The sequence below is a fragment of the Paraburkholderia sp. A1RI-2L genome, from assembly GCF_048957375.1.
GTDB lineage: Bacteria > Pseudomonadota > Gammaproteobacteria > Burkholderiales > Burkholderiaceae > Paraburkholderia.
In genome coordinates, this window is the sequence record NZ_JARBTA010000001.1 from 3,020,512 (window position 1) to 3,038,844 (window position 18,333).

Here is an 18,333-nt window from a genome sequence, read left to right on the forward strand (position 1 = left end):
ACTTCACGTGACATTCTGGTCGCTGCAATTCGTCCGGACTACGCACAAACCGTGCGACAGGCGTATATTTCAGCGCCCATACATGACAGTTATCCGCGCGCTGCCGAGCGCGGCGCCGTGAATCTCGTGATCGAACGCCATCGCGGGCCCGTCTGCGGGAAGCGCGAGTTTGTCGACCCCAAGTGCGTAGACGGTCACGATATAGCGGTGCGGCTTGCCCGGCGGCGGGCACGGGCCGCCGTAGCCGGTGCTGCCGAAGTCGTTGCGCGCCTCGAGCGCGCCGAGCTTTGTTATGGTGCCCGAGGCGCTGGCGTTTTCGGCCAGCGCATTCACGCGCGCCGGAATGTTGGCGACGGCCCAGTGCCACCATCCGCGGCCCGGCGCATCGGGATCGAAAACCGTGACCGCATAGCTGCGCGTGCCTGCCGGCGGATTGCGCCACGCCAATTGCGGCGACCGATTCGCGCCCGTGCAGCCGTTGTCGTTGAACACCTGCGGCGCGGCAACCCGTCCGCCGTCGCGAAAGTCCGCACTGCTGAGCGCAAACGTGCCTTGCGCGTGTGCATTCGCGCATGCCAGCGCGACGACAGTAAGGCCTGCGCCGACGAGACAAGTCGTCCGTGCGCCGATGGCGCGCAAAGACCTGGCGGACAGCAACGGGGAACATGCGCGTGCATGGATGCATGGAGCTAGCATGGAGGCAGTTCTCCTGTATGTTTGTTAAAGACGCATGACACACTGCCGACGGGGTGTTTCGAATTGTGTGCCACACTGAACTTCGTTCAATAATAAGACGTTAAGCTAACGCGTTTTGGCCGTCTGAAGGTCGCGCGCGCGCGAAAATCGGCTATAGTCGCCTGCTTTCCTGCCCACGCAAAAGACGATGTTTCGGCAACGAGCGGTTTCTCGGGCAACTGGCCGACCACAAAGAAAGATGACCAGGACGGTCTCCACGGAGGGGTAATGCAGCAGCCAATCAGGGTCGTAGTCGCGGACGATCATCCGGTGATCTTGTTCGGCGCCGAGCATGCGCTACTTAAGTTCCCGGGTATTCAGGTCGTCGGCCGTGCCCGTCAGTCCACCGAACTGATCAAGGCGCTGCAGACCACGCCATGCGACGTGCTCGTCACGGACCTCGCCATGCCGGGCGGCCAGTACGGCGACGGCCTGCCGCTCATCGGCTATTTGCGCCGCAATTTCCCGAATATTCCCATCGTCGTCCTGACGATGCTCGAAAACGCGGCGCTCCTGAAGCGGCTGGGCGAACTCGGCGTGATCGCGGTGGTTCACAAGTCCGACGACCTGAGCCATATCGGACTCGCCGTGCAGCATGTGAGCCGTAATCTCGAATACATGAGCCCGCAGGTGAAGGTGGCGCTCGAATCATTGCGCATCAACAGCGGCGGCAAGAACGAGGAAGTCATCCTGTCGAAGCGCGAACTCGAAGTGGTGCGGCTTTTTGTTTCGGGCATGACGATCAAGGAAATTTCCGAGAAGCTCAATCGCAGCATCAAAACGATCAGCACTCAGAAGAACACGGCCATGCGCAAGCTCGGGCTCGATCGCGACTCGGAACTGTTTCAGTACGCACAGAGCAACGGCCTGCTCAATCTTTCATCGCATGCGCCTGACGACGGCGTGACTGGCGAAGCCGCGTCCTGAGCGCGCGCCGCCGCATGATGTTTTGCGCGGCGCATGAAAAAAGCCATCTGCCTTTCGACAGATGGCTTTTTTGTTTGTGAGCGGTGCGCGCGGCGGATGAGTCGCGCGGGCCCGCTCGCAGACTTATTGCGGCGCCGAGGTCGCGCCGCCATGCGCCGCCGACCATTCGGCGGGAGCGTGGAGGAATTTCTCGACTTCGTCGAGCGTCTTCGTTTCGAAGTAGCCCGATTCCTTGGCGACGCGCAGCACGTCCCACCAAGTGGCGAGCGCGTGCAGGTCGACGTCGATGTCTTTCAGGACCGAGACGCTTTCCTTGAAGATGTTGTAGTGGAACAGCACGAAGCAGTGGTTCACCTGCGCGCCGGCGGTGCGCAGCGCGTTGATGAAGTTGATCTTGCTGCGGCTGTCGGTGGTCAGGTCCTCGACCAGCAGCACGCGCTGGCCTTCGGTGAGCAGACCTTCGATTTGCGCGTTGCGGCCAAAGCCCTTCGGCTTCTTGCGCACGTACTGCATCGGCACCATCAGGCGGTCCGAGAGCCACGCCGCGAACGGAATGCCCGCGGTTTCGCCGCCGGCCACGGCGTCGATCTGCTCGTAGCCGACGTCGCGCAGAATGGTGGCCTCAGCCATTTCCATCAAGCCGCGGCGCACGCGCGGATACGAGATCAGCCTGCGGCAGTCGATATAGACCGGGCTCGCCCAGCCGGAAGTGAAGATGAAGGGTTTTTCGGCGTTGAAGTGCACGGCCTTCACTTCGAGCAGCATTTTCGCGGTTGCGTCCGAGATCGTCTGGCGATCGTAGCCTGTCATGGGCGAATCCTTGGATAGATGAATGCGGAGGAGGGCGGGCGCTCGGCCCGGTGGCGCTGGCACGGCGAGTCTGCGCGGCATGCAGCGGAACTCGCGATGCGCGGCCCGGATGGCGTCGATCGTCAGAGGTTTGGCTTCTGGCGACTCGCTCGCTCCGGACGGCTTTTCTTGCGCGCGTAGGCGGGTATTTTACCCGACTTGACCTTCGCCGACGAGTCGCGCTGACAGCGCACGCCGGCTTTATAGGGTGGGATGGGGTGCGCCCGGGGAGTGCGCCGGCCACGCCGCTCTGGTTGTGGCTGCGCGGGCGCGCCAGTAAACTCACGCCGGTTTTCGTCTGGCCCGCGCCTTGCAAAGGATTGTCCGAATGACTGCCGCCTCCCGTCCTGAACCGAATCCCGAACCCCCTTCCGGGTCGTCGGAACTCTCGCCCGCCGATACTGCCATCGCGCCCGCCGCCGTCCCGCATACAGCAGGCGAAGCCCTGCATGCGGCGCCCGTGGGCGGCCACGCCGTGCGCGCGCTGATTGCCTCGGTGCTCGGCTACGCCATGGACGGTTTCGACTTGCTGATGCTCGGCTTCATGCTGCCCGCCATCAGCGCCGATCTGCATCTCTCGGGCGCGCAGGCCGGCTCGCTCGTCACATGGACGCTGGTGGGCGCAGTGGTGGGCGGCATCGTGTTCGGGCTGCTTTCTGACCGCTTCGGGCGCGTGCGCGTGCTGACCTGGACGATTCTGGTGTTCGCCGTCTTCACCGGGCTGTGCGCGCTTTCGCGCGGCTATGCCGATTTGCTGGTCTACCGGACGATCGCCGGCATCGGGCTCGGCGGCGAGTTCGGCATCGGCATGGCGCTGGTTGCCGAGGCCTGGCCCGACCGGCTGCGCGCGCGAGCGTCGTCGTATGTCGGGCTGGGCTGGCAGGTGGGCGTGCTCGCCGCGGCGCTACTCACGCCGTGGCTCTTGCCGCTGATCGGCTGGCGCGGCATGTTTGCGATCGGCCTGTTACCCGCCGTGGTGTCGTTCATCGTGCGCCGGAGCGTGGAAGAACCCGAGTTGTTCGTGGCCCATCGGGCGCGTGTTGAGCGGATGCAGGCCCAGGCGCCTGCACGCGAGCGCGGCGCACGGCTGCGCGCGCTCCGGCTGCTGGTCGCCGACCCCCGCACGGCGCGCGCTAGTCTTGGCGTGACGGTGCTCTGCTCGGTGCAGAACTTCGGCTACTACGGGCTCATGATCTGGCTGCCCGCCTATCTTTCGAAGTCCTTTGGCTATTCGCTCACGAAGTCCGGCCTCTGGACCGCTGCGACCGTCGCGGGCATGGCGCTCGGAATCTGGCTTTTCGGCGTGGCGGCCGACCGCTTCGGGCGCCGGCCCACGTTCCTGTTCTATCAGGTGGGAGCGGTGGCGATGGTGTATGTCTACGCGCACCTGAGCACGCCGTTCGCTTTGCTGATCGGCGGGGCGGCCATGGGCGTGTTCGTGAACGGCATGATCGGCGGCTATGGCGCGCTCATTTCGGAGCTCTATCCGACGGCCGCGCGCGCCACCGCCCAGAACGTCCTGTTCAACATCGGCCGGGCGGTGGGCGGCTTCGGGCCGCTGGCGGTCGGCGCGATGGCGGCCCGCTACTCATTCACGGCGGCGCTCGGCATGCTCGCGGCGATTTACGTGCTGGACATTCTCGCGACGCTTTTCCTGATTCCCGAACGGCGCGGCGCTGCGCTCGAATAAGCGCTGAAGTTCGCGAAGACGGTATATCGAGATGGGGCGCGATGTCACATTTCGAGTGTCTTGGTGGCGTGCGTATGGGGCTTGATGCGAGGTCTGGTGCGGGGCCCGATGCAACCTGATGCCGCCTGAGGCCGGGTGATGTGTCGCAAGCGTGACAGTGGCTCCAGCGCGCTACAAATTCCCGGTATCAGTCTTTGCCCCGACTCGCTGCGATCATGGTGGGGTGTACACTATTCCCCCGCCATTTCGCCCGCGCCGTTTCGCCTATGGTCCGGGTCTGCCGCCGCCGCGTTGTTTGTTGCATGTGCGCAGGACCTGCCATCGCCGAGAGCCCGAGCGTCGCGCGAACCGGCGGGCCTACGAACATAAAATTTCACTCGTCTCTCACGTCCTGGCAGGCCCGAAAATGGATGAACAACTGAAGCAAAGCGCGCTCGCGTATCACCAGAATCCGAAGCCCGGCAAGATTTCGGTCACGCCTACCAAACCGCTCTCCAACCAGCTCGATCTTTCGCTCGCGTATTCGCCGGGTGTGGCCGCGGCTTGCGAGGCGATCCACGCCGATCCGCTCGATGCGCAGAAGTACACGTCGCGCGCCAACCTCGTCGGCGTCGTGACCAACGGCACGGCCGTGCTCGGTCTCGGCAACATCGGCCCGCTTGCGGCCAAGCCCGTGATGGAAGGCAAGGGCTGCCTATTCAAGAAGTTCGCCGGCATCGACGTGTTCGACATCGAGCTCGACGAGAACGATCCGGACAAGCTCGTCGAAGCCATCGCCATGCTCGAGCCCACGCTCGGCGGCATCAACCTCGAGGACATCAAGGCGCCCGAGTGCTTCTACATCGAGCAGAAGCTGCGCGAGCGCATGAAGATCCCCGTCTTCCACGACGACCAGCATGGCACGGCCATCATCGCTTCGGCAGCCATCCTCAACGGCCTGAAGGTCGTGGGCAAGGAACTGGGCAGCGTGAAGCTCGTGTGCTCGGGCGCGGGCGCGGCGGCCATCGCCTGTCTGGACCTGCTCGTGAAGCTGGGTCTGAAGAAAGAGAACATCCTCGTTGCCGACTCGAAGGGCGTGATCTACGAAGGCCGCGGCAATCTCGATCCGTCCAAGGCGCGTTACGCCGCCAACACGCAAGCGCGCACGCTCGGCGACGCCACCAAGGGCGCCGACGTGTTCCTCGGCTGCTCGGGCGCGGGCGTGCTCAAGCCCGAGATGGTCAAGGAAATGGGCGACAAGCCGCTGATCCTGGCACTCGCGAACCCGGAGCCGGAAATCCGCCCGGAAGAAGCGAAGAAGGTGCGTCCGGACGCGATCATCGCCACGGGCCGTTCGGACTATCCGAACCAGGTCAACAACGTGCTGTGCTTCCCGTTCATCTTCCGCGGCGCGCTCGACGTGGGCGCGACCACCATCACGGAAGAGATGAAGCTCGCATGCGTGCGCGCGATCGCGGAACTCGCCGAGGAAACCGATCAGGGCGACGAAGTGGCCAAGGCCTATGAAGGTCACACGCTCGAATTTGGTCCGGAATATCTGATTCCGAAGCCCTTCGATCCGCGCCTCATCATCAAGATCGCGCCGGCCGTGGCGCAAGCCGCGATGGAGTCGGGCGTGGCCACGCGCCCGATCGCCGACATGGACGCCTATCGCGAGCAGCTCGGCGCGACCGTCTACCGCTCGGGCATGGTGATGCGTCCGGTGTTTGCGGCGGCCAAGGCCAACTGCGCGCGCATCGTGTTCGCCGAGGGCGAGGACGAGCGCGTGCTGCGCGCCGCGCAGTTCGTGCTCACGGAAAAGATTGCGAAGCCCATCATCGTGGGCCGTCCTTCGGTGGTCGAGATGCGCCTGAAGAAGATGGGCTCGAAGCTGCGCCCGGGCACCGACTTCGAGATCGTCGATCCCGAAGACGATCCGCGCTTCCAGAAGAGCTGGCAGGCGTACCACGAGCTTGGTGCGCGCCATGGCATCACGCCCGACGTCGCGAAAGCATCGATGCGCAAGTTCAACACGCTGATCGGCGCGATTCTCGTGCATCTGGGCGACGCGGACGGCATGATCTGCGGTCTGATGAACAGCTTCGACTATCACCTCAAGTACATCGAGCAGGTGCTGGGCAAGGCGGCCGACGCCGACAACTATGCAGCGATGAATCTGCTGATGCTGCCGGGCCGGAACCTCTTCATCAGCGACACCTACGTGAACGAAGTGCCGAGCGCCGAGCAACTCGCCGACATGACGATCCTGGCTGCGCGCGAGATCGAGAAGTTCGGCATTACGCCGAAGGTGGCGCTGCTGTCGAGCTCGAACTTCGGCAGCGTGCGTTCGTCGACCTCGCAGCGCATGCAGGCCGCGCGCGAGCTGATCGCGCAACGCGCGCCGCAACTCGAAGTCGATGGCGAAATGCATGGCGATGCGGCGCTCTCCGAACTGATCCGCAAGCAGTCGTTCCCGGGCACCACGCTCTCGGGCGAGGCGAACCTGCTGATCATGCCGAACGTGGAAGCGGCGAACATCGCCTACAACCTGCTGAAGGTGGTGGGCGGCGAAGGGGTGACGGTGGGCCCGTTCCTGCTGGGCGCGTCCAAGCCCGTGCACATTCTCACGCCGGCGGCGACGGTGCGACGCATCATCAACATGACGGCCGTGGCTTCTGCGAATGCCGCGGTGAACAAGGCCGCGCGCTAAGCGGGGTTTTGCGGGTTAGCCGAGGCTGGCGGCGTGCCGTCGGCCTCGTGCGATGAGAAGGGCGCTTCGCTTTTGGCGGAGCGCCCTTCGTTTTTTACGGCTTTGAATTTGCGATCAAGCCACGATCAAGCCGCGTGGCGCGCTGTCCCGTTCTCCGGCGAACGCCACTTCGCGAGCAGCGTTGCCCACTTCGCGCGCGTGGCCTTGAGGTTGTTCTCCTTCACGTGGCCGTAGCCGCGAATCGCGTCAGGCAGATTCGCCAGTTCGATCGCGAGCGGGAGGTTCTCCTCGCTCAACCCGCCGATGATTTCGCGCACGAGCGCTTCGTACTCGCCGATCAGTGCGCGCTCGTGGCGGCGTTCCTCGGTGCGGCCGAACGGATCGAGCGCCGTGCCGCGCAAGAACTTGAGCTTCGCGAGCACGCGCAGGGCCGTGAACATGCGCGGGCCGTACTGCTTCTTCACCAGATGGCCCTTTCCGTCGTGCTTCGCGAACGACGGCGGCGCGAGATGGAAGTTGAGCTTCCAGTCGCCCTCGAAGCTCGCCTTGAGTTTCTCGACGAACGCCGGATCGGCGTAGAGGCGCGCGACCTCGTACTCGTCCTTGTACGCCATCAGCTTGTGCAGGTTTTTCGCGACGGCTTCGGTCAGCGGCTGCTCGTTCGGGCCGGCATCGGCGCGTTCAAGCTTCGCTTCGGCGCGGCGCACCTCGTCGACGAACGCCAGATAGCGCTGCGCATAGGCCTCGTTCTGATACGCGGCGAGATAGCGCGCGCGCTTTTCGATGAGCGTGTCGAGCGACCTGGGCGTGTGCAGCGAAACGATTTTCGCACCGCCGGCATCGGCGTCCGGCGCGGGCGATTTCACGAGCCGGTCCACGGCCTCGCGGTCGTGCGCGACGCGCCGGCCCCATTCGAACGCGGCGAGATTCTTTTCGACCTGCACCGCATTCAACTCGATCGCGCGCGTGAGCGACTCGTGCATGAGCGGCAGCCAGCCGCGCTGCCACGCGTAGCCAAGCACGAACGGGTTGGTGTAGATCGCATCGCCGAGCAGGGCGAGCGCATAGCGGTTCGCATCGACGGTGGCGACGTTGTCGGCGCCGGCCGCCGCACGCACGTCGGCTTCGGTGCTGGAGCCCGGGAATCGCCACTGCGGGTTCTTGATGAACTCGGCGGTGGGCGTGGGTGCGCTGTTGAGCACGACGTGCGTCTGGCCTTCCTGCATGCGCGAAACGCAGTCGTCGCTGGCCGTCACGATGGCGTCGCAGCCGATCACGAGCCCCGCCTCGCCCATGGCGATGCGCGTCGCGTGGATGTCCGCGGGGCGGTTGGCGAGCTGCACGTGGCTCATCACCGCGCCGCCCTTTTGCGCGAGGCCGGTGACGTCGAGCACGGTTACGCCCTTTGCTTCGAGGTGTGCGGCCATGCCGAGCAGCGCGCCGATCGTCACCACGCCGGTGCCGCCCACCCCCGTCACGAGCACGCCATAGGGCTGGCCGATCGCGGGCACCTCGGGCATCGGCACGGGTGGCATCGCGTCGCTCACCACGGTGTTCGATTTCGGCTTGCGCAACTGGCCGCCTTCGACCGTGACAAAGCTCGGGCAGAAGCCCTTCACGCACGAGAAGTCCTTGTTGCAGGTGGACTGGTTGATCTTGCGCTTGGTGCCGTATTCGGTGTCGAGCGGCTCGACGCTCAAGCAATTCGATTGCACGGAGCAATCGCCACAGCCTTCGCAGACCGCTTCGTTGATGACGACGCGTTTCGCCGGATCGGGATACGTGCCGCGTTTGCGGCGGCGGCGCTTCTCGGTTGCGCAGGTCTGGTCGTAGATCAGGATGGTGGTGCCGGCAATCTCGCGCAGCTCGCGCTGGATCGCGTCGAGCTGATCGCGATGGTGGATCGTCACGCCTGGCGCGAGTGTGGTGACGCCCTGATACTTCTCGGGCTGGTCGGTCACGATCACGATCTTCGCCGCGCCTTCGGAGGCGAGCTGATGTGTGATCTGCGGCACGGTGAGCACGCCGTCCACGGGTTGGCCGCCTGTCATGGCGACCGCGTCGTTGTAGAGGATCTTGTAGGTGATGTTTGCCTTCGAGGCGATCGCCGCGCGGATCGCGAGCAGGCCCGAGTGGAAGTAGGTGCCGTCGCCGAGGTTCGCGAACACGTGCTTGTCGTTCGTGAACGGCGCCTGGCCGACCCACGCCACGCCTTCGCCGCCCATCTGGCTGAAGGTGCTCGTGCTGCGGTCCATCCACACGGTCATGTAGTGGCAGCCGATGCCGGCCATCGCGCGCGAGCCTTCGGGCACATTGGTCGACGTGTTGTGCGGGCAGCCCGAGCAGAACCACGGCTTGCGCTCGACCTGCACGCGCGGCTTCGCGAGCGCTTTTTCCTTCGCTTCGATCACCGCGATGCGCGACGCGATGCGCGCGCGCACGTCGGAGGGCAGATCGAGCTTGTCGAGGCGCGTGGCGATAGCCTTGGCGATGATCGCGGGCGACAGCTCGTAGTGCGCGGGCAGCAGCCAGTTGCCCATCGGCACCGACCATTCGCCGCCGGCGCCATCCTTTTCGTCGAACTTGCCGTACACGCGCGGACGCTGCGCGTCCGGCCAGTTGTACAACTCTTCCTTGATCGCGTACTCGAGAATCTGGCGCTTTTCCTCGACCACTAGAATCTCTTCGAGCCCGCGCGCGAACGCATGCGCGCCCTGGGCTTCGAGCGGCCACACGCAGCCCACCTTGTAGAGCCGGATGCCGATGCGCGAGCAGGTTTCATCGTCGAGGCCGAGGTCGGTGAGCGCCTGGCGCACGTCGAGATAGGCCTTGCCGCCGGTGATGATGCCAAAGCGCGCGTGCGGCGAGTCGATCTCGATGCGATCGAGCTTGTTGGCCCGCACGTAGGCGAGGCCCGCGTACCACTTGTAGTCGAGCAGCCGCGCCTCCTGCACGAGCGGCGGATCGGGCCAGCGGATGTTCAGGCCGCCCTCGGGCATCGCGAAGTCTTCGGGCAGGACGATGCGGGTGCGATGCGGATCGATCTCCACCGATGCCGACGATTCGACCACGTCGGTCACGCACTTCATCGCGACCCAGAGACCCGAGTAGCGGCTCATTGCCCAGCCGTGCAGCCCGAAGTCGAGATACTCCTGCACGTTCGAGGGGAACAGCACCGGCAGTCCGCAGGCCTTGAAGATGTGTTCGGACTGGTGCGCGAGCGTGGACGACTTGGCGGCATGGTCGTCGCCGGCGAGCACGAGCACGCCGCCGTGGGGCGACGAGCCGGCGGAATTGCCGTGCTTGAAGACGTCGCCGCAGCGGTCGACGCCGGGGCCCTTGCCGTACCACATGGAAAACACGCCGTCGTATTTCGCCGATGGGTACAGGTTCACCTGCTGCGAACCCCATACGGCGGTCGCGGCGAGGTCTTCATTGACGCCGGGTTGAAATACGATTTGATGGGCGGCGAGATGCTGCTTCGCCTTCCAGAGCGACTGATCGAGACCGCCCAGGGGCGAGCCGCGATAGCCTGAAATGAACCCCGCGGTATTGAGACCGGCGGCCTTGTCGCGCTCCTGCTGCAGCATCGGCAGACGGACCAGTGCCTGGATGCCGCTCATGTACGCGCGGCCGCGTTCGAGGGTGTATTTGTCGTCGAGCGTGACGGAAGCGAGTGCGGCTTCGAGCGAAGCGCGCTGACCGGCTTCTAGCGGGGCATTCATTATGTGTCTTCCTCCATCGAACCAATCCGTTCAATCCGTTGTGGGATCGCCAGAACTTCGGGGGACCTTGGCGTCTTGTGGACGCGTCGGCCGAGGCTCGCCATCGTGGCTTCTTTTGAGCGATGGTAGCACTCGGGCAAACCCGCCGCCCCCACGGGAAACCCTGCATGAATCGTGCGCGTCACCGGGCTCTGTCGGGCCGAATTCAGTGGCCGGGTAAGGACGCTGAAAGGCCTGAAGGGGCTGTGTAACAAAGGATGTGTCGGAGTTGGGCGCGAGGTAACGGCATGTAAAAGTTGCACCGCAGCGGGCGATTCTTGAATATCCTCTCTCACTCCCTCATTTGTGCAAACCGCGACGCGCCCGAGAAATTCAGGGTGCGAAGGTGCCATTGCGCAATGAAAGGTTGTTTCAAAATAGGAGTGCCGCATGAACAATCGACATATCCAGACCTTCCTGACGGTCTCGGCCGCGTTCTTCGCTATGAGCGCGCCCCTGCATTCGAACGCCAGCACGAAAAGCGGCGCGAATGCATCGACGTCGTGCGCGCAGTACACGCTGTGTGCAAAGGCTGACTCGAACGCCATGCCGGCTGTGAAGGTCGGGCCGAGCGTCAAACGTTGATCCCGATGCCGCGCTGATCCGCGCAGCATTCCATTCATCCGAATCCGTTGCGGGGTGTGCGGCGGCGGATTCCAAAACTAAAAAGGGCGAAGATCATGTGATCTTCGCCCTCTTTGCATACTGAAGCGTGGAATTTCGTCAGGCTCAGGCCTTGTCTATCACCACGCCGCGGCGGATCTGGTCGAGTTCGATCGATTCGAACAGCGCCTTGAAGTTGCCCTCGCCGAAGCCCTGATTCCCCTTGCGCTGAATGATCTCGAAGAAGATCGGCCCAATCTGGTTCTCGGTGAAAATCTGCAGCAGCAGGTCTTCAGGCATCCCGTCGATCAGGATCTTGCGCTTCTTGAGTTCGTCCAGCGGCTCGCCGTGATTCGGAATGCGGCGGTCCACAAGTTCGTAATAGGTATCGATCGTATCGAGCAGCGCGATCTGCGAGGCGCGCAGGCCATCCACCGTACGGTAGATGTCATTGGTGCCGAGCGCGATGTGCTGGATGCCTTCGCCGTGGTACGCGTCGAGATATTCCTGGATCTGGCCGGCCGTCTCGCCGCCTTCCTCATTGATCGGAATGCGGATCTTGCCGCAGGGCGAGGTCATTGCCTTCGACTTCACGCCCGTCACCTTGCCTTCGATGTCGAAGTAACGGATTTCGCGGAAGTTGAAGAGGCGCTCGTAGAACTCCGCCCATTCGTTCATGCGGCCGCGGTGCACGTTGTGCGTGAGGTGGTCGATGTAGGTGAGACCATGTCCCGCCGGGTTTTGCTCGGTGCCCGGAATCGGCTCGAAGTCGACGTCATAGATGCTGATGTCGCCGATGCTGCCCGGCGCCGCGCCGTTCTTGCCGCGCCAGCGGTCGACGAAATAGATCAGCGAGTCGCCGATCCCCTTGATCGCCGGGATGTTCAGCTCCATCGGGCCGGTCTTGTTGTCGAAGCCCCAGGCGCCCAGTTCGAGCGCGTGCTTGTACGCCTTGGCGGCGTCTTGCACGCGGAACGCAATCGCGCAGATCGACGGGCCATGCAGGCGCGCGAAACGCTGTGCGAACGAATCCGGCTCGCCGTTGACGATGAAGTTGATGTCGCCCTGGCGGTAAAGCGTCACGTCCTTGTGCCGATGGCGCGCAACGGCGGTGAAGCCCATGCGTTCGAACAACTTGCCGAGCGCCTTGGGATCCGGCGCGGTGTATTCGATGAACTCGAAGCCGTCGGTGCCGACGGGGTTCTCCCAATGAGGGACTTGCATGGCTGTCTCCTTGCCGATCGCGGAATGGTGATTTCGTGCGGCAAAGTGTAGCTGTCCAGATTGGGCAAAAGCTTGCGAGTTGAGTCTGTCAGCCAGTGATTTGCGCTATAAACTGCCATTATCGATACATGAGATGGCAGAAAATGGCGAGCATTGAATTAGACGCGATCGACCGGCGGATTCTGGCGATTCTTCAGGAGAATGGTCGGCTCTCGAATCAGGAAATTGCAGAGCGTGTGAATCTCTCTCCAAGCCCATGCTTGCGGCGTATTCGGCGGCTCGAGGAGATCGGCGTGATACGGAGTTATGTGGCGTTGCTCGACGCGCAGAAGCTCGGGCTCGACCTGCTGGCCTACGTGAACGTGCGGCTGGAAAAGCGCGGGCCCACAGCGGCGGGGCGTGAAGGTGTCACCCACGCGGAGCTCTTTCGGGCGGCGGTGCAGACCTGGCCGGAAGTGGTGGCGTGCCACGCAATGACGGGCGACATGGATTTCCTGCTGCGCGTACAGGTTGAGGACATGGCGCATTTCTCGCGCTTCGTGCAGGACCAGTTGCTGCATCACTCGTCCGTGATCGACGTGAAGTCGAGCTTCTCGCTTCAGACTTTCAAGGAGACGACGGCGTTGCCGATCCTTTGAGCCTTTGCGCGCCGATTCCGCCCCGCAGATGGTGAAAAAGCGGCCGAAGCCGCTTGTTCCGATCTACTTCACCCAACGGGGCAGGAGTCACGCCGCAACCGCTTGCGGGAGGATCGTCTCGATCAGTCTGGACGCCTGGCGAGCCTGGCGCTTGAGCGCGTAGTCGAACACGGCCGCTTGCTCTTGAAGCATTTCCGCGATGATGCTGCTCTGATCGGCGGGCTTGAGCGAGAGGTACGCATCGGCTTCGCCGTAGGCGTACTCGATCTTCATGCCTGACTTCTTCGCGATATGCATCATGGTCGAGTTGCGCGACAGACAGTGCATATAGAGCGTCGTGACGTGCGTGTTGCGGCTGCGAATAGCGGCGCGCTCGAACAGCTTCGTGCCGATGCCCTGGCCGCGCGCCGATTCGAGCACGGAGACGCCGAACTCGGCCGTGCGGCCGTTGCCGTCTGCAGGCAGATAGGCCAGATGGCCGACGCCCATGAGTTGCAGCTGATGGTCGAACACGCCAAAGACGGTATCTCGGGTGAAGTCCATCGAGCGGACGTAGTTTTCGATCACGTGGTCCGGTGCTGCCTGGCCGAAGCGCAGGAGGCGGTCCTCCGTGTCGAGCGCGAGGAAGTGGGTCAGCAAGCGCTCGCGATCGGCGGAGGTGAGGACGCGCACCATGGCCGGCGAATGACCGGGCGACAGCGAGCGGCCGGACGGCAGGATGGGCTCGTTGGTTGGGGTCGGATGCTGGGTCATGATGGGTTCTCCTTAGAATGCGAGGTCCAGCGCATGCATGATGCGATGCAAAACGGATTCTAGCGGAAACCCTGGGTGTGATCTAGGGAAAACCCGTATTTTTGGTCTGAGGGTGGCGTCTAATTTTTCGGAATTCAATCGTAATCTATTGATTTTGAAGGGATATTATTTTTGGATAATTTGACGAATCAACGATTGCGTCGGCATGTCTTGTTGCGTTGCATCAATTTGATCTAAAAAACCTCGGCTGGTCAGGCGGCCTTCAGACCGTGGTCGATCATCTCGATGACCTGCTCCGCGAAGTCCCGGTAGCCCATGCGTCCGCCCGGCTTGAGCCAGGTGAACGTCCAGTTGATCATGCCGAACACCATCATGGTCAGCGAGGTCTGGTTCTCTGTAGTGACGCGGTCCGGATAGGCGCGCGCAAGCTGGCGTGTGAACGCGGCGACCACGTCGCGCTGGCGGTTCAGGACGATCTCGCGCTGTGCGTCGACGAGATACTTCACGTCGTTGAGCAGCGCCACATGGCGGCTGTGCGAGGTCTCGTATTCGGCGAGGAATGCGCGGATCAGCTCGGCGAACGTCTCGCGCTCGTCCAGGCCCCGCCGCTGGCTGGCGCCTTCGACCTCCGCGATGATCAACATCAGTCGCTTCGTGTAGCGGTCGAGCAGATCGAAGAGGATGGCTTCCTTGCTCTCGTAATAGTGATAGAGGCGCGCTTTCGAGGTCCCGCTCGCCGCTGCGAGATCGGACATCGATGTGCTCGGGTAGCTCGTCTGTGCGAACTTGGCTGCCGCGAGCTCGAGAATCTGGTCGCGTTGCGTTTCGTGGTCGGGCGCTCGGGTGCGTGCCATGGGAGTTCAACGGGAAAGGGAAAGATGGACTGCGGTGTGAGAGAGCGAGGGGTGCGCGGCGCGCGAGTGGTGGGCGGCAGCGCCGGCGCCGGCTTCAGCGACGCCTGGGCATGCGGCACACATGTCGTCGCGCAGACGCAATTCGCCTGCTGCGGCCAGTTCGCGCAGGCGCCATAGCACCAGCGGCTCGCCAACCTTGAAGCCCGCGCCGCGCCGCGCGAGCGCTGCGCCGAGCGTGTCGCATGCGAGCCAAGGGGCGCCAGCTGCGCCAGGCATGGCATGCGCATCCTCAAGGGTGGCCGCGCCAAGGATCTCGATGATTCGGGCATCCAGATCGGCCCACGTGCCGCTCGTGAACGTATTGTTGCGCCACCGGCGCGTTTCGCCGTTGGCGAATTTCGCTTCCTGCCACTCGAGCGCGAGCCGGGTGATGCGCAGCACCGAAATCGGCGCAGCGTCCGGAAGATGCGCAAGGAGGCGTGCGGCAGCGGCGCTGGGCGGCCCGCTCAGGTCGTCGGCTGCGAGGCGCACCTCGTTCAGCCGCTGCGGCGCGGTGCGCAGCCGGTAGCAGATGCGCCGCAGCGCGAGCTGGTCGGCGGCGTCGGGCGTGTGCCAGATCACCACGTGAGAATCGGCGGCCTCCAGGGTCGCAAGCGCCACGCAGTCGTCCTGCACGAGCGTCTCGCGCATACCGCCAAGGCGCTGCCAGAACGCCGCGCGCTGTGCGGCACCCGGGTCGCCAGCCTCGTCGATGTCGCGCAGCGGCCCGACCGTCAGGTCGTCGGCCAGTGCGATCACGTGCCCGGCCGTGCCCGCTGCGGGGGCGGCTTCGCTGCCGCGCGAAGCTTCATGGGCCAGAAGGGCCTGGCGCAGCGCAGCCGCTGCCGGCTCGCCGTGGATGAGGTGGATCGTGGTCATCGACAACTCGTTGCGCTTGGGGCGAACGCCGAAGGCGCCCGAAAGCGCGCCAAAGACAAAAGGGGCCGCCCGCGAGCGTGCAGCGTTGCGCTGCAACACCGGCGGGCGGCCCCTAGTGTAAGCGGATCGCCTGAGGGCCGAAAGCGTGGCGTTAATCTAAGGCTTATTCGCCAATCCTGATGACGCTGGACCGTGTGGCGGGGCGCGAACAGGCCCCGCCGCTTTCATCAACGTTCGTCGAAGCTCACCACCACGCGCTCGCTGACCGGATGGCACTGGCAGGTGAGCACGAACCCATCCCGGACTTCCTGCTCTTCGAGCGTGTAGTTCTTGTCCATCTTCACTTCGCCGTCCAGCACCTTCGCGCGGCAGGTGCAGCACACGCCGCCCTTGCAAGCGTAGGGCAGCGCGAGCCCCGCCTTCAGGCCGACATCGAGCAGGCTCACGCCCTCGTAGGGCAGACGCAGCTTGCGCTTCTTGCCATCGATGACGATCTCCAGGTCGGCGGCCGGTGTGCTTTCGGTGATCTCGACCGCCGGCACGCCCGCTTGCGGCAGCGGCGAGCCGAAGCGCTCGACATGCACCTTCTGCTGCGGCACGCCCGCCGCCTTGAGCGCGGCTTCGGCGGCGTCCATCATCGGCGCCGGGCCGCAGATGAACGCCTCGTCGATTTCGTCGGCCGGCAGCAGCGTCGCTAGGAACTCCGCGCATTTGGCCTGATCGAGCACGCCGTTGAAGAGCTCGACGTCCTGGATGTCGTCGGAAAGCACGTGATAAAGCCGGAAGCGGTCCATGTAACGGTTCTTCAGGTCCTCCAGCTCTTCGGCGAACATGATCTGGTCGACGCTGCGGTTGCCGTACACCAGCGAAAACGCGCTGCGCGGCTCCGTTTCCAGCGTCGTCTTGATGATCGCGAGCACCGGCGTGATGCCCGAGCCGCCCGAGAACGCCACATAGTGCTTGCCGTGCTCGGCGTTCAGGTGCGTGAAGAAGCGGCCATCGGGTGTCATCACGTCGATTTCGTGGCCCGGCGCAAGCTGCTCGAACGCGAAGTTCGAGAAGCGGCCGCCGCGCACGCGCTTAATGCCGATGCGCAGCTCGCCGTCGCGGTCGTAGTCGGTCACGCCGACGCAGATCGAGTACGAGCGACGCGTTTCCTCGCCTTCGATGTGGGTCTTGAGCGTGACGAACTGCCCCTGGGTGAAGCGATACGCGTCGCGCAGCTCCGGTGGGACTTCGAAAGCGACAGAGACCGCGTCCGCGGTTTCGGGCCGCACTTCGCGGATGCGCAGCGAATGGAATTGCGGAGTGGCCATATCAGTACGGTTTGAAGTAGTCGAAGGGTTCGCGGCAGTCGATGCAGCGGTACAGCGCCTTGCACGCGGTCGAGCCGAATTGCGCGAGGCGCTCGGTATGGTGCGAGCCGCAGTGCGGGCAGGCGGGCGCGGGCAGCGGCTTCGGCATGAACGTGATCGGCTGCTCGCCGGCGGCCGCGCCGCTGCCGCAGTTACCCGTGGGCGGCGCGATGCCGTAGGCGCGCAGCTTCTCGCGCGCTGCGTCGGTGATCCAGTCGGTGGTCCATGCCGGCGTAAGGGTGGTCGCGATGCGGTACGGCGCGAGCTTTGCGATATCGAGCGCGTGCGCGACGTCCTCGGCGATCTGCGACATCGCCGGGCAGCCCGAATACGTGGGCGTGATGACCACTTCGATCTGGCCGTCGGCGGCGCGGCGCACGTCGCGCAGGATGCCCAGTTCGCGGATCGACACAACCGGGATCTCCGGATCTGGCACCGATTCCAGCACTTCCCAGGCGCGTTCGAGCGCGTGATCTGCTGTCGCTTGCATCGTGACTTCCTCTTCAGGCGTGGGTGCGAGAGCGGCTTACCAGCGCGCGTCGGGATGCTGGCGCGCGAGGCTCTGCATCTCGGCGAGCACGTAGCCCATGTGTTCGGAGTGCTCGCCGAGCTTGCCAGTCGTGATGTGCTTCACAGGCGAGGGCATGATGAGCGTCGCCTCTTCGAGCGCGGCTTCCACATCGGCGCGCCACGCGGCTTCGAACTGCGCCGTGAGCGGCGCGATGCCGGCTTCGGCGACAGCCGTTTCCACGGCGTCGGTGCTGAAGAACTCGCGCGTGTACGGCATCAGCCAGTCGAGCGCGGCCTGGGCGCGGCCGTGCGACTCCTCCGTGCCGTCGCCAAAGCGGATCAGCCACTCGCGCGCATGATGGACGTGGTAGCGCGTTTCCTTGATCGAGCGCTCGGCGATCGCGGCCAGCTGCGGGTCGGCGGAGCGCAGCAGCGCGGTCCACAGATGCGCCATCAGCGAGGCGTAGAGGAAGTTGCGCACGATCGTCACAGCGTAATCGTTGGACGAATGCGTGGTGCCGACGAGCGGTCCGAAGTGCGGCAGTTCTGCGAGCGTGTAATTCGCGAATTCGCGCTCGGCGCGGAAGTAGGCGTAATCGTCCTCGGTGCGTTCGCGGCCGTTGAGCGTCTTTTCGAGCGTGGCGGCGTGCGTGTAGAGCATGCGTGCCTGGCCGATCAGGTCGAGACTCATGTTGGCGAGCGCGATGTCTTCTTCGAGAATCGGACCGTGGCCGCACCATTCCGTGTTGCGCTGACCGAGGATCAGCGCCGTATCGGCGAGGCGCAGCACAAATGCCAGATGTTCTTGCGTGGGCGTCGTCATG

Annotated in this window: 15 protein-coding genes; 5 read left to right on the top strand and 10 right to left on the bottom strand. The window is 64.2% G+C overall.

Annotated elements, in window-relative coordinates:
* Positions 1-69: 69 nt before the first annotated feature.
* Positions 70-696 (bottom strand): YbhB/YbcL family Raf kinase inhibitor-like protein, encoded by a 627-nt coding sequence (locus tag PWP93_RS13810; protein ID WP_421044858.1) that lies wholly within the window; start codon positions 694-696, stop codon positions 70-72.
* 267 nt (positions 697-963) lie between these two features.
* Between PWP93_RS13810 and PWP93_RS13815 the strand changes: the two genes are divergently transcribed.
* On the top strand, positions 964-1,662 hold the full coding sequence (locus tag PWP93_RS13815; RefSeq protein WP_421044859.1) for a response regulator: 699 nt from the start codon (positions 964-966) through the stop codon (positions 1,660-1,662).
* Between the two features lie 123 nt (positions 1,663-1,785).
* On the opposite strand, the gene PWP93_RS13820 is transcribed toward PWP93_RS13815, so the two are convergent.
* Positions 1,786-2,472, bottom strand: coding sequence for an orotate phosphoribosyltransferase (locus PWP93_RS13820; protein ID WP_421024947.1), 687 nt, complete (start codon positions 2,470-2,472; stop codon positions 1,786-1,788).
* A gap of 367 nt (positions 2,473-2,839) precedes the next feature.
* Here PWP93_RS13820 and PWP93_RS13825 point away from each other — a divergent pair, with 367 nt between their 5' ends.
* Together PWP93_RS13825 and PWP93_RS13830 are read left to right on the top strand one after the other, a co-directional pair.
* Positions 2,840-4,201, top strand: coding sequence for an MFS transporter (locus tag PWP93_RS13825; RefSeq protein ID WP_421044860.1), 1,362 nt, complete (start codon positions 2,840-2,842; stop codon positions 4,199-4,201).
* Positions 4,202-4,607: 406 nt separating this feature from the next.
* Positions 4,608-6,890 (top strand): NADP-dependent malic enzyme, encoded by a 2,283-nt coding sequence (locus PWP93_RS13830; RefSeq protein WP_421024946.1) that lies wholly within the window; start codon positions 4,608-4,610, stop codon positions 6,888-6,890.
* Between the two features lie 125 nt (positions 6,891-7,015).
* Here PWP93_RS13830 and PWP93_RS13835 read toward each other — a convergent pair whose 3' ends face one another.
* A complete protein-coding gene (locus PWP93_RS13835; RefSeq protein WP_421044861.1) occupies positions 7,016-10,615 on the bottom strand; it encodes an indolepyruvate ferredoxin oxidoreductase family protein in 3,600 nt (1,199 codons plus the stop codon).
* A gap of 429 nt (positions 10,616-11,044) precedes the next feature.
* Between PWP93_RS13835 and PWP93_RS13840 the strand changes: the two genes are divergently transcribed.
* Positions 11,045-11,239: a hypothetical protein gene (locus tag PWP93_RS13840; RefSeq protein WP_421044862.1), complete on the top strand. Its 195-nt coding sequence runs from the start codon at positions 11,045-11,047 to the stop codon at positions 11,237-11,239.
* A 144-nt stretch (positions 11,240-11,383) separates the two neighbouring features.
* Here PWP93_RS13840 and hppD read toward each other — a convergent pair whose 3' ends face one another.
* A complete protein-coding gene (hppD, locus tag PWP93_RS13845) occupies positions 11,384-12,481 on the bottom strand; it encodes a 4-hydroxyphenylpyruvate dioxygenase (RefSeq protein WP_421044863.1) in 1,098 nt (365 codons plus the stop codon).
* A gap of 143 nt (positions 12,482-12,624) precedes the next feature.
* Between hppD and PWP93_RS13850 the strand changes: the two genes are divergently transcribed.
* On the top strand, positions 12,625-13,119 hold the full coding sequence (locus PWP93_RS13850) for an Lrp/AsnC family transcriptional regulator (RefSeq protein WP_421024942.1): 495 nt from the start codon (positions 12,625-12,627) through the stop codon (positions 13,117-13,119).
* An 87-nt stretch (positions 13,120-13,206) separates the two neighbouring features.
* On the opposite strand, the gene PWP93_RS13855 is transcribed toward PWP93_RS13850, so the two are convergent.
* From PWP93_RS13855 to paaC, 6 genes are all read right to left on the bottom strand, one after another.
* Entirely contained in the window at positions 13,207-13,872 is a 666-nt protein-coding gene (locus PWP93_RS13855; RefSeq protein WP_421044864.1) for a GNAT family N-acetyltransferase, read from the bottom strand.
* 251 nt (positions 13,873-14,123) lie between these two features.
* Positions 14,124-14,726 (bottom strand): TetR/AcrR family transcriptional regulator, encoded by a 603-nt coding sequence (locus PWP93_RS13860; protein WP_421044865.1) that lies wholly within the window; start codon positions 14,724-14,726, stop codon positions 14,124-14,126.
* Positions 14,727-14,732: 6 nt separating this feature from the next.
* Entirely contained in the window at positions 14,733-15,644 is a 912-nt protein-coding gene (locus PWP93_RS13865; protein WP_421044866.1) for a DUF1835 domain-containing protein, read from the bottom strand.
* 227 nt (positions 15,645-15,871) lie between these two features.
* Positions 15,872-16,960, bottom strand: a complete 1,089-nt coding sequence (gene paaE / locus PWP93_RS13870; RefSeq protein ID WP_421024938.1) for a 1,2-phenylacetyl-CoA epoxidase subunit PaaE — start codon at positions 16,958-16,960, stop codon at positions 15,872-15,874.
* A 1-nt stretch (position 16,961) separates the two neighbouring features.
* The gene (paaD, locus tag PWP93_RS13875) at positions 16,962-17,489 is read right to left on the bottom strand and encodes a 1,2-phenylacetyl-CoA epoxidase subunit PaaD (RefSeq protein WP_421024937.1); all 528 of its coding nucleotides are present in this window, start codon (positions 17,487-17,489) and stop codon (positions 16,962-16,964) included.
* 36 nt (positions 17,490-17,525) lie between these two features.
* Positions 17,526-18,332: a 1,2-phenylacetyl-CoA epoxidase subunit PaaC gene (gene paaC, locus PWP93_RS13880; protein WP_421044867.1), complete on the bottom strand. Its 807-nt coding sequence runs from the start codon at positions 18,330-18,332 to the stop codon at positions 17,526-17,528.
* Position 18,333: the final 1 nt, after the last annotated feature.

Coding starts and splice junctions, on each gene's coding strand:
- paaE (WP_421024938.1), bottom strand. CDS start 16,960: ATGGCCACTCCGCAATTCCATTCGCTGCGCATCCGCGAAGTGCGGCCC.
- PWP93_RS13830 (WP_421024946.1), top strand. CDS start 4,608: ATGGATGAACAACTGAAGCAAAGCGCGCTCGCGTATCACCAGAATCCG.
- PWP93_RS13810 (WP_421044858.1), bottom strand. CDS start 696: ATGCTAGCTCCATGCATCCATGCACGCGCATGTTCCCCGTTGCTGTCC.
- PWP93_RS13850 (WP_421024942.1), top strand. CDS start 12,625: ATGGCGAGCATTGAATTAGACGCGATCGACCGGCGGATTCTGGCGATT.
- PWP93_RS13820 (WP_421024947.1), bottom strand. CDS start 2,472: ATGACAGGCTACGATCGCCAGACGATCTCGGACGCAACCGCGAAAATG.
- PWP93_RS13815 (WP_421044859.1), top strand. CDS start 964: ATGCAGCAGCCAATCAGGGTCGTAGTCGCGGACGATCATCCGGTGATC.
- PWP93_RS13825 (WP_421044860.1), top strand. CDS start 2,840: ATGACTGCCGCCTCCCGTCCTGAACCGAATCCCGAACCCCCTTCCGGG.
- PWP93_RS13860 (WP_421044865.1), bottom strand. CDS start 14,726: ATGGCACGCACCCGAGCGCCCGACCACGAAACGCAACGCGACCAGATT.
- PWP93_RS13865 (WP_421044866.1), bottom strand. CDS start 15,644: ATGACCACGATCCACCTCATCCACGGCGAGCCGGCAGCGGCTGCGCTG.
- hppD (WP_421044863.1), bottom strand. CDS start 12,481: ATGCAAGTCCCTCATTGGGAGAACCCCGTCGGCACCGACGGCTTCGAG.
- paaC (WP_421044867.1), bottom strand. CDS start 18,332: ATGACGACGCCCACGCAAGAACATCTGGCATTTGTGCTGCGCCTCGCC.
- PWP93_RS13840 (WP_421044862.1), top strand. CDS start 11,045: ATGAACAATCGACATATCCAGACCTTCCTGACGGTCTCGGCCGCGTTC.
- paaD (WP_421024937.1), bottom strand. CDS start 17,489: ATGCAAGCGACAGCAGATCACGCGCTCGAACGCGCCTGGGAAGTGCTG.
- PWP93_RS13835 (WP_421044861.1), bottom strand. CDS start 10,615: ATGAATGCCCCGCTAGAAGCCGGTCAGCGCGCTTCGCTCGAAGCCGCA.
- PWP93_RS13855 (WP_421044864.1), bottom strand. CDS start 13,872: ATGACCCAGCATCCGACCCCAACCAACGAGCCCATCCTGCCGTCCGGC.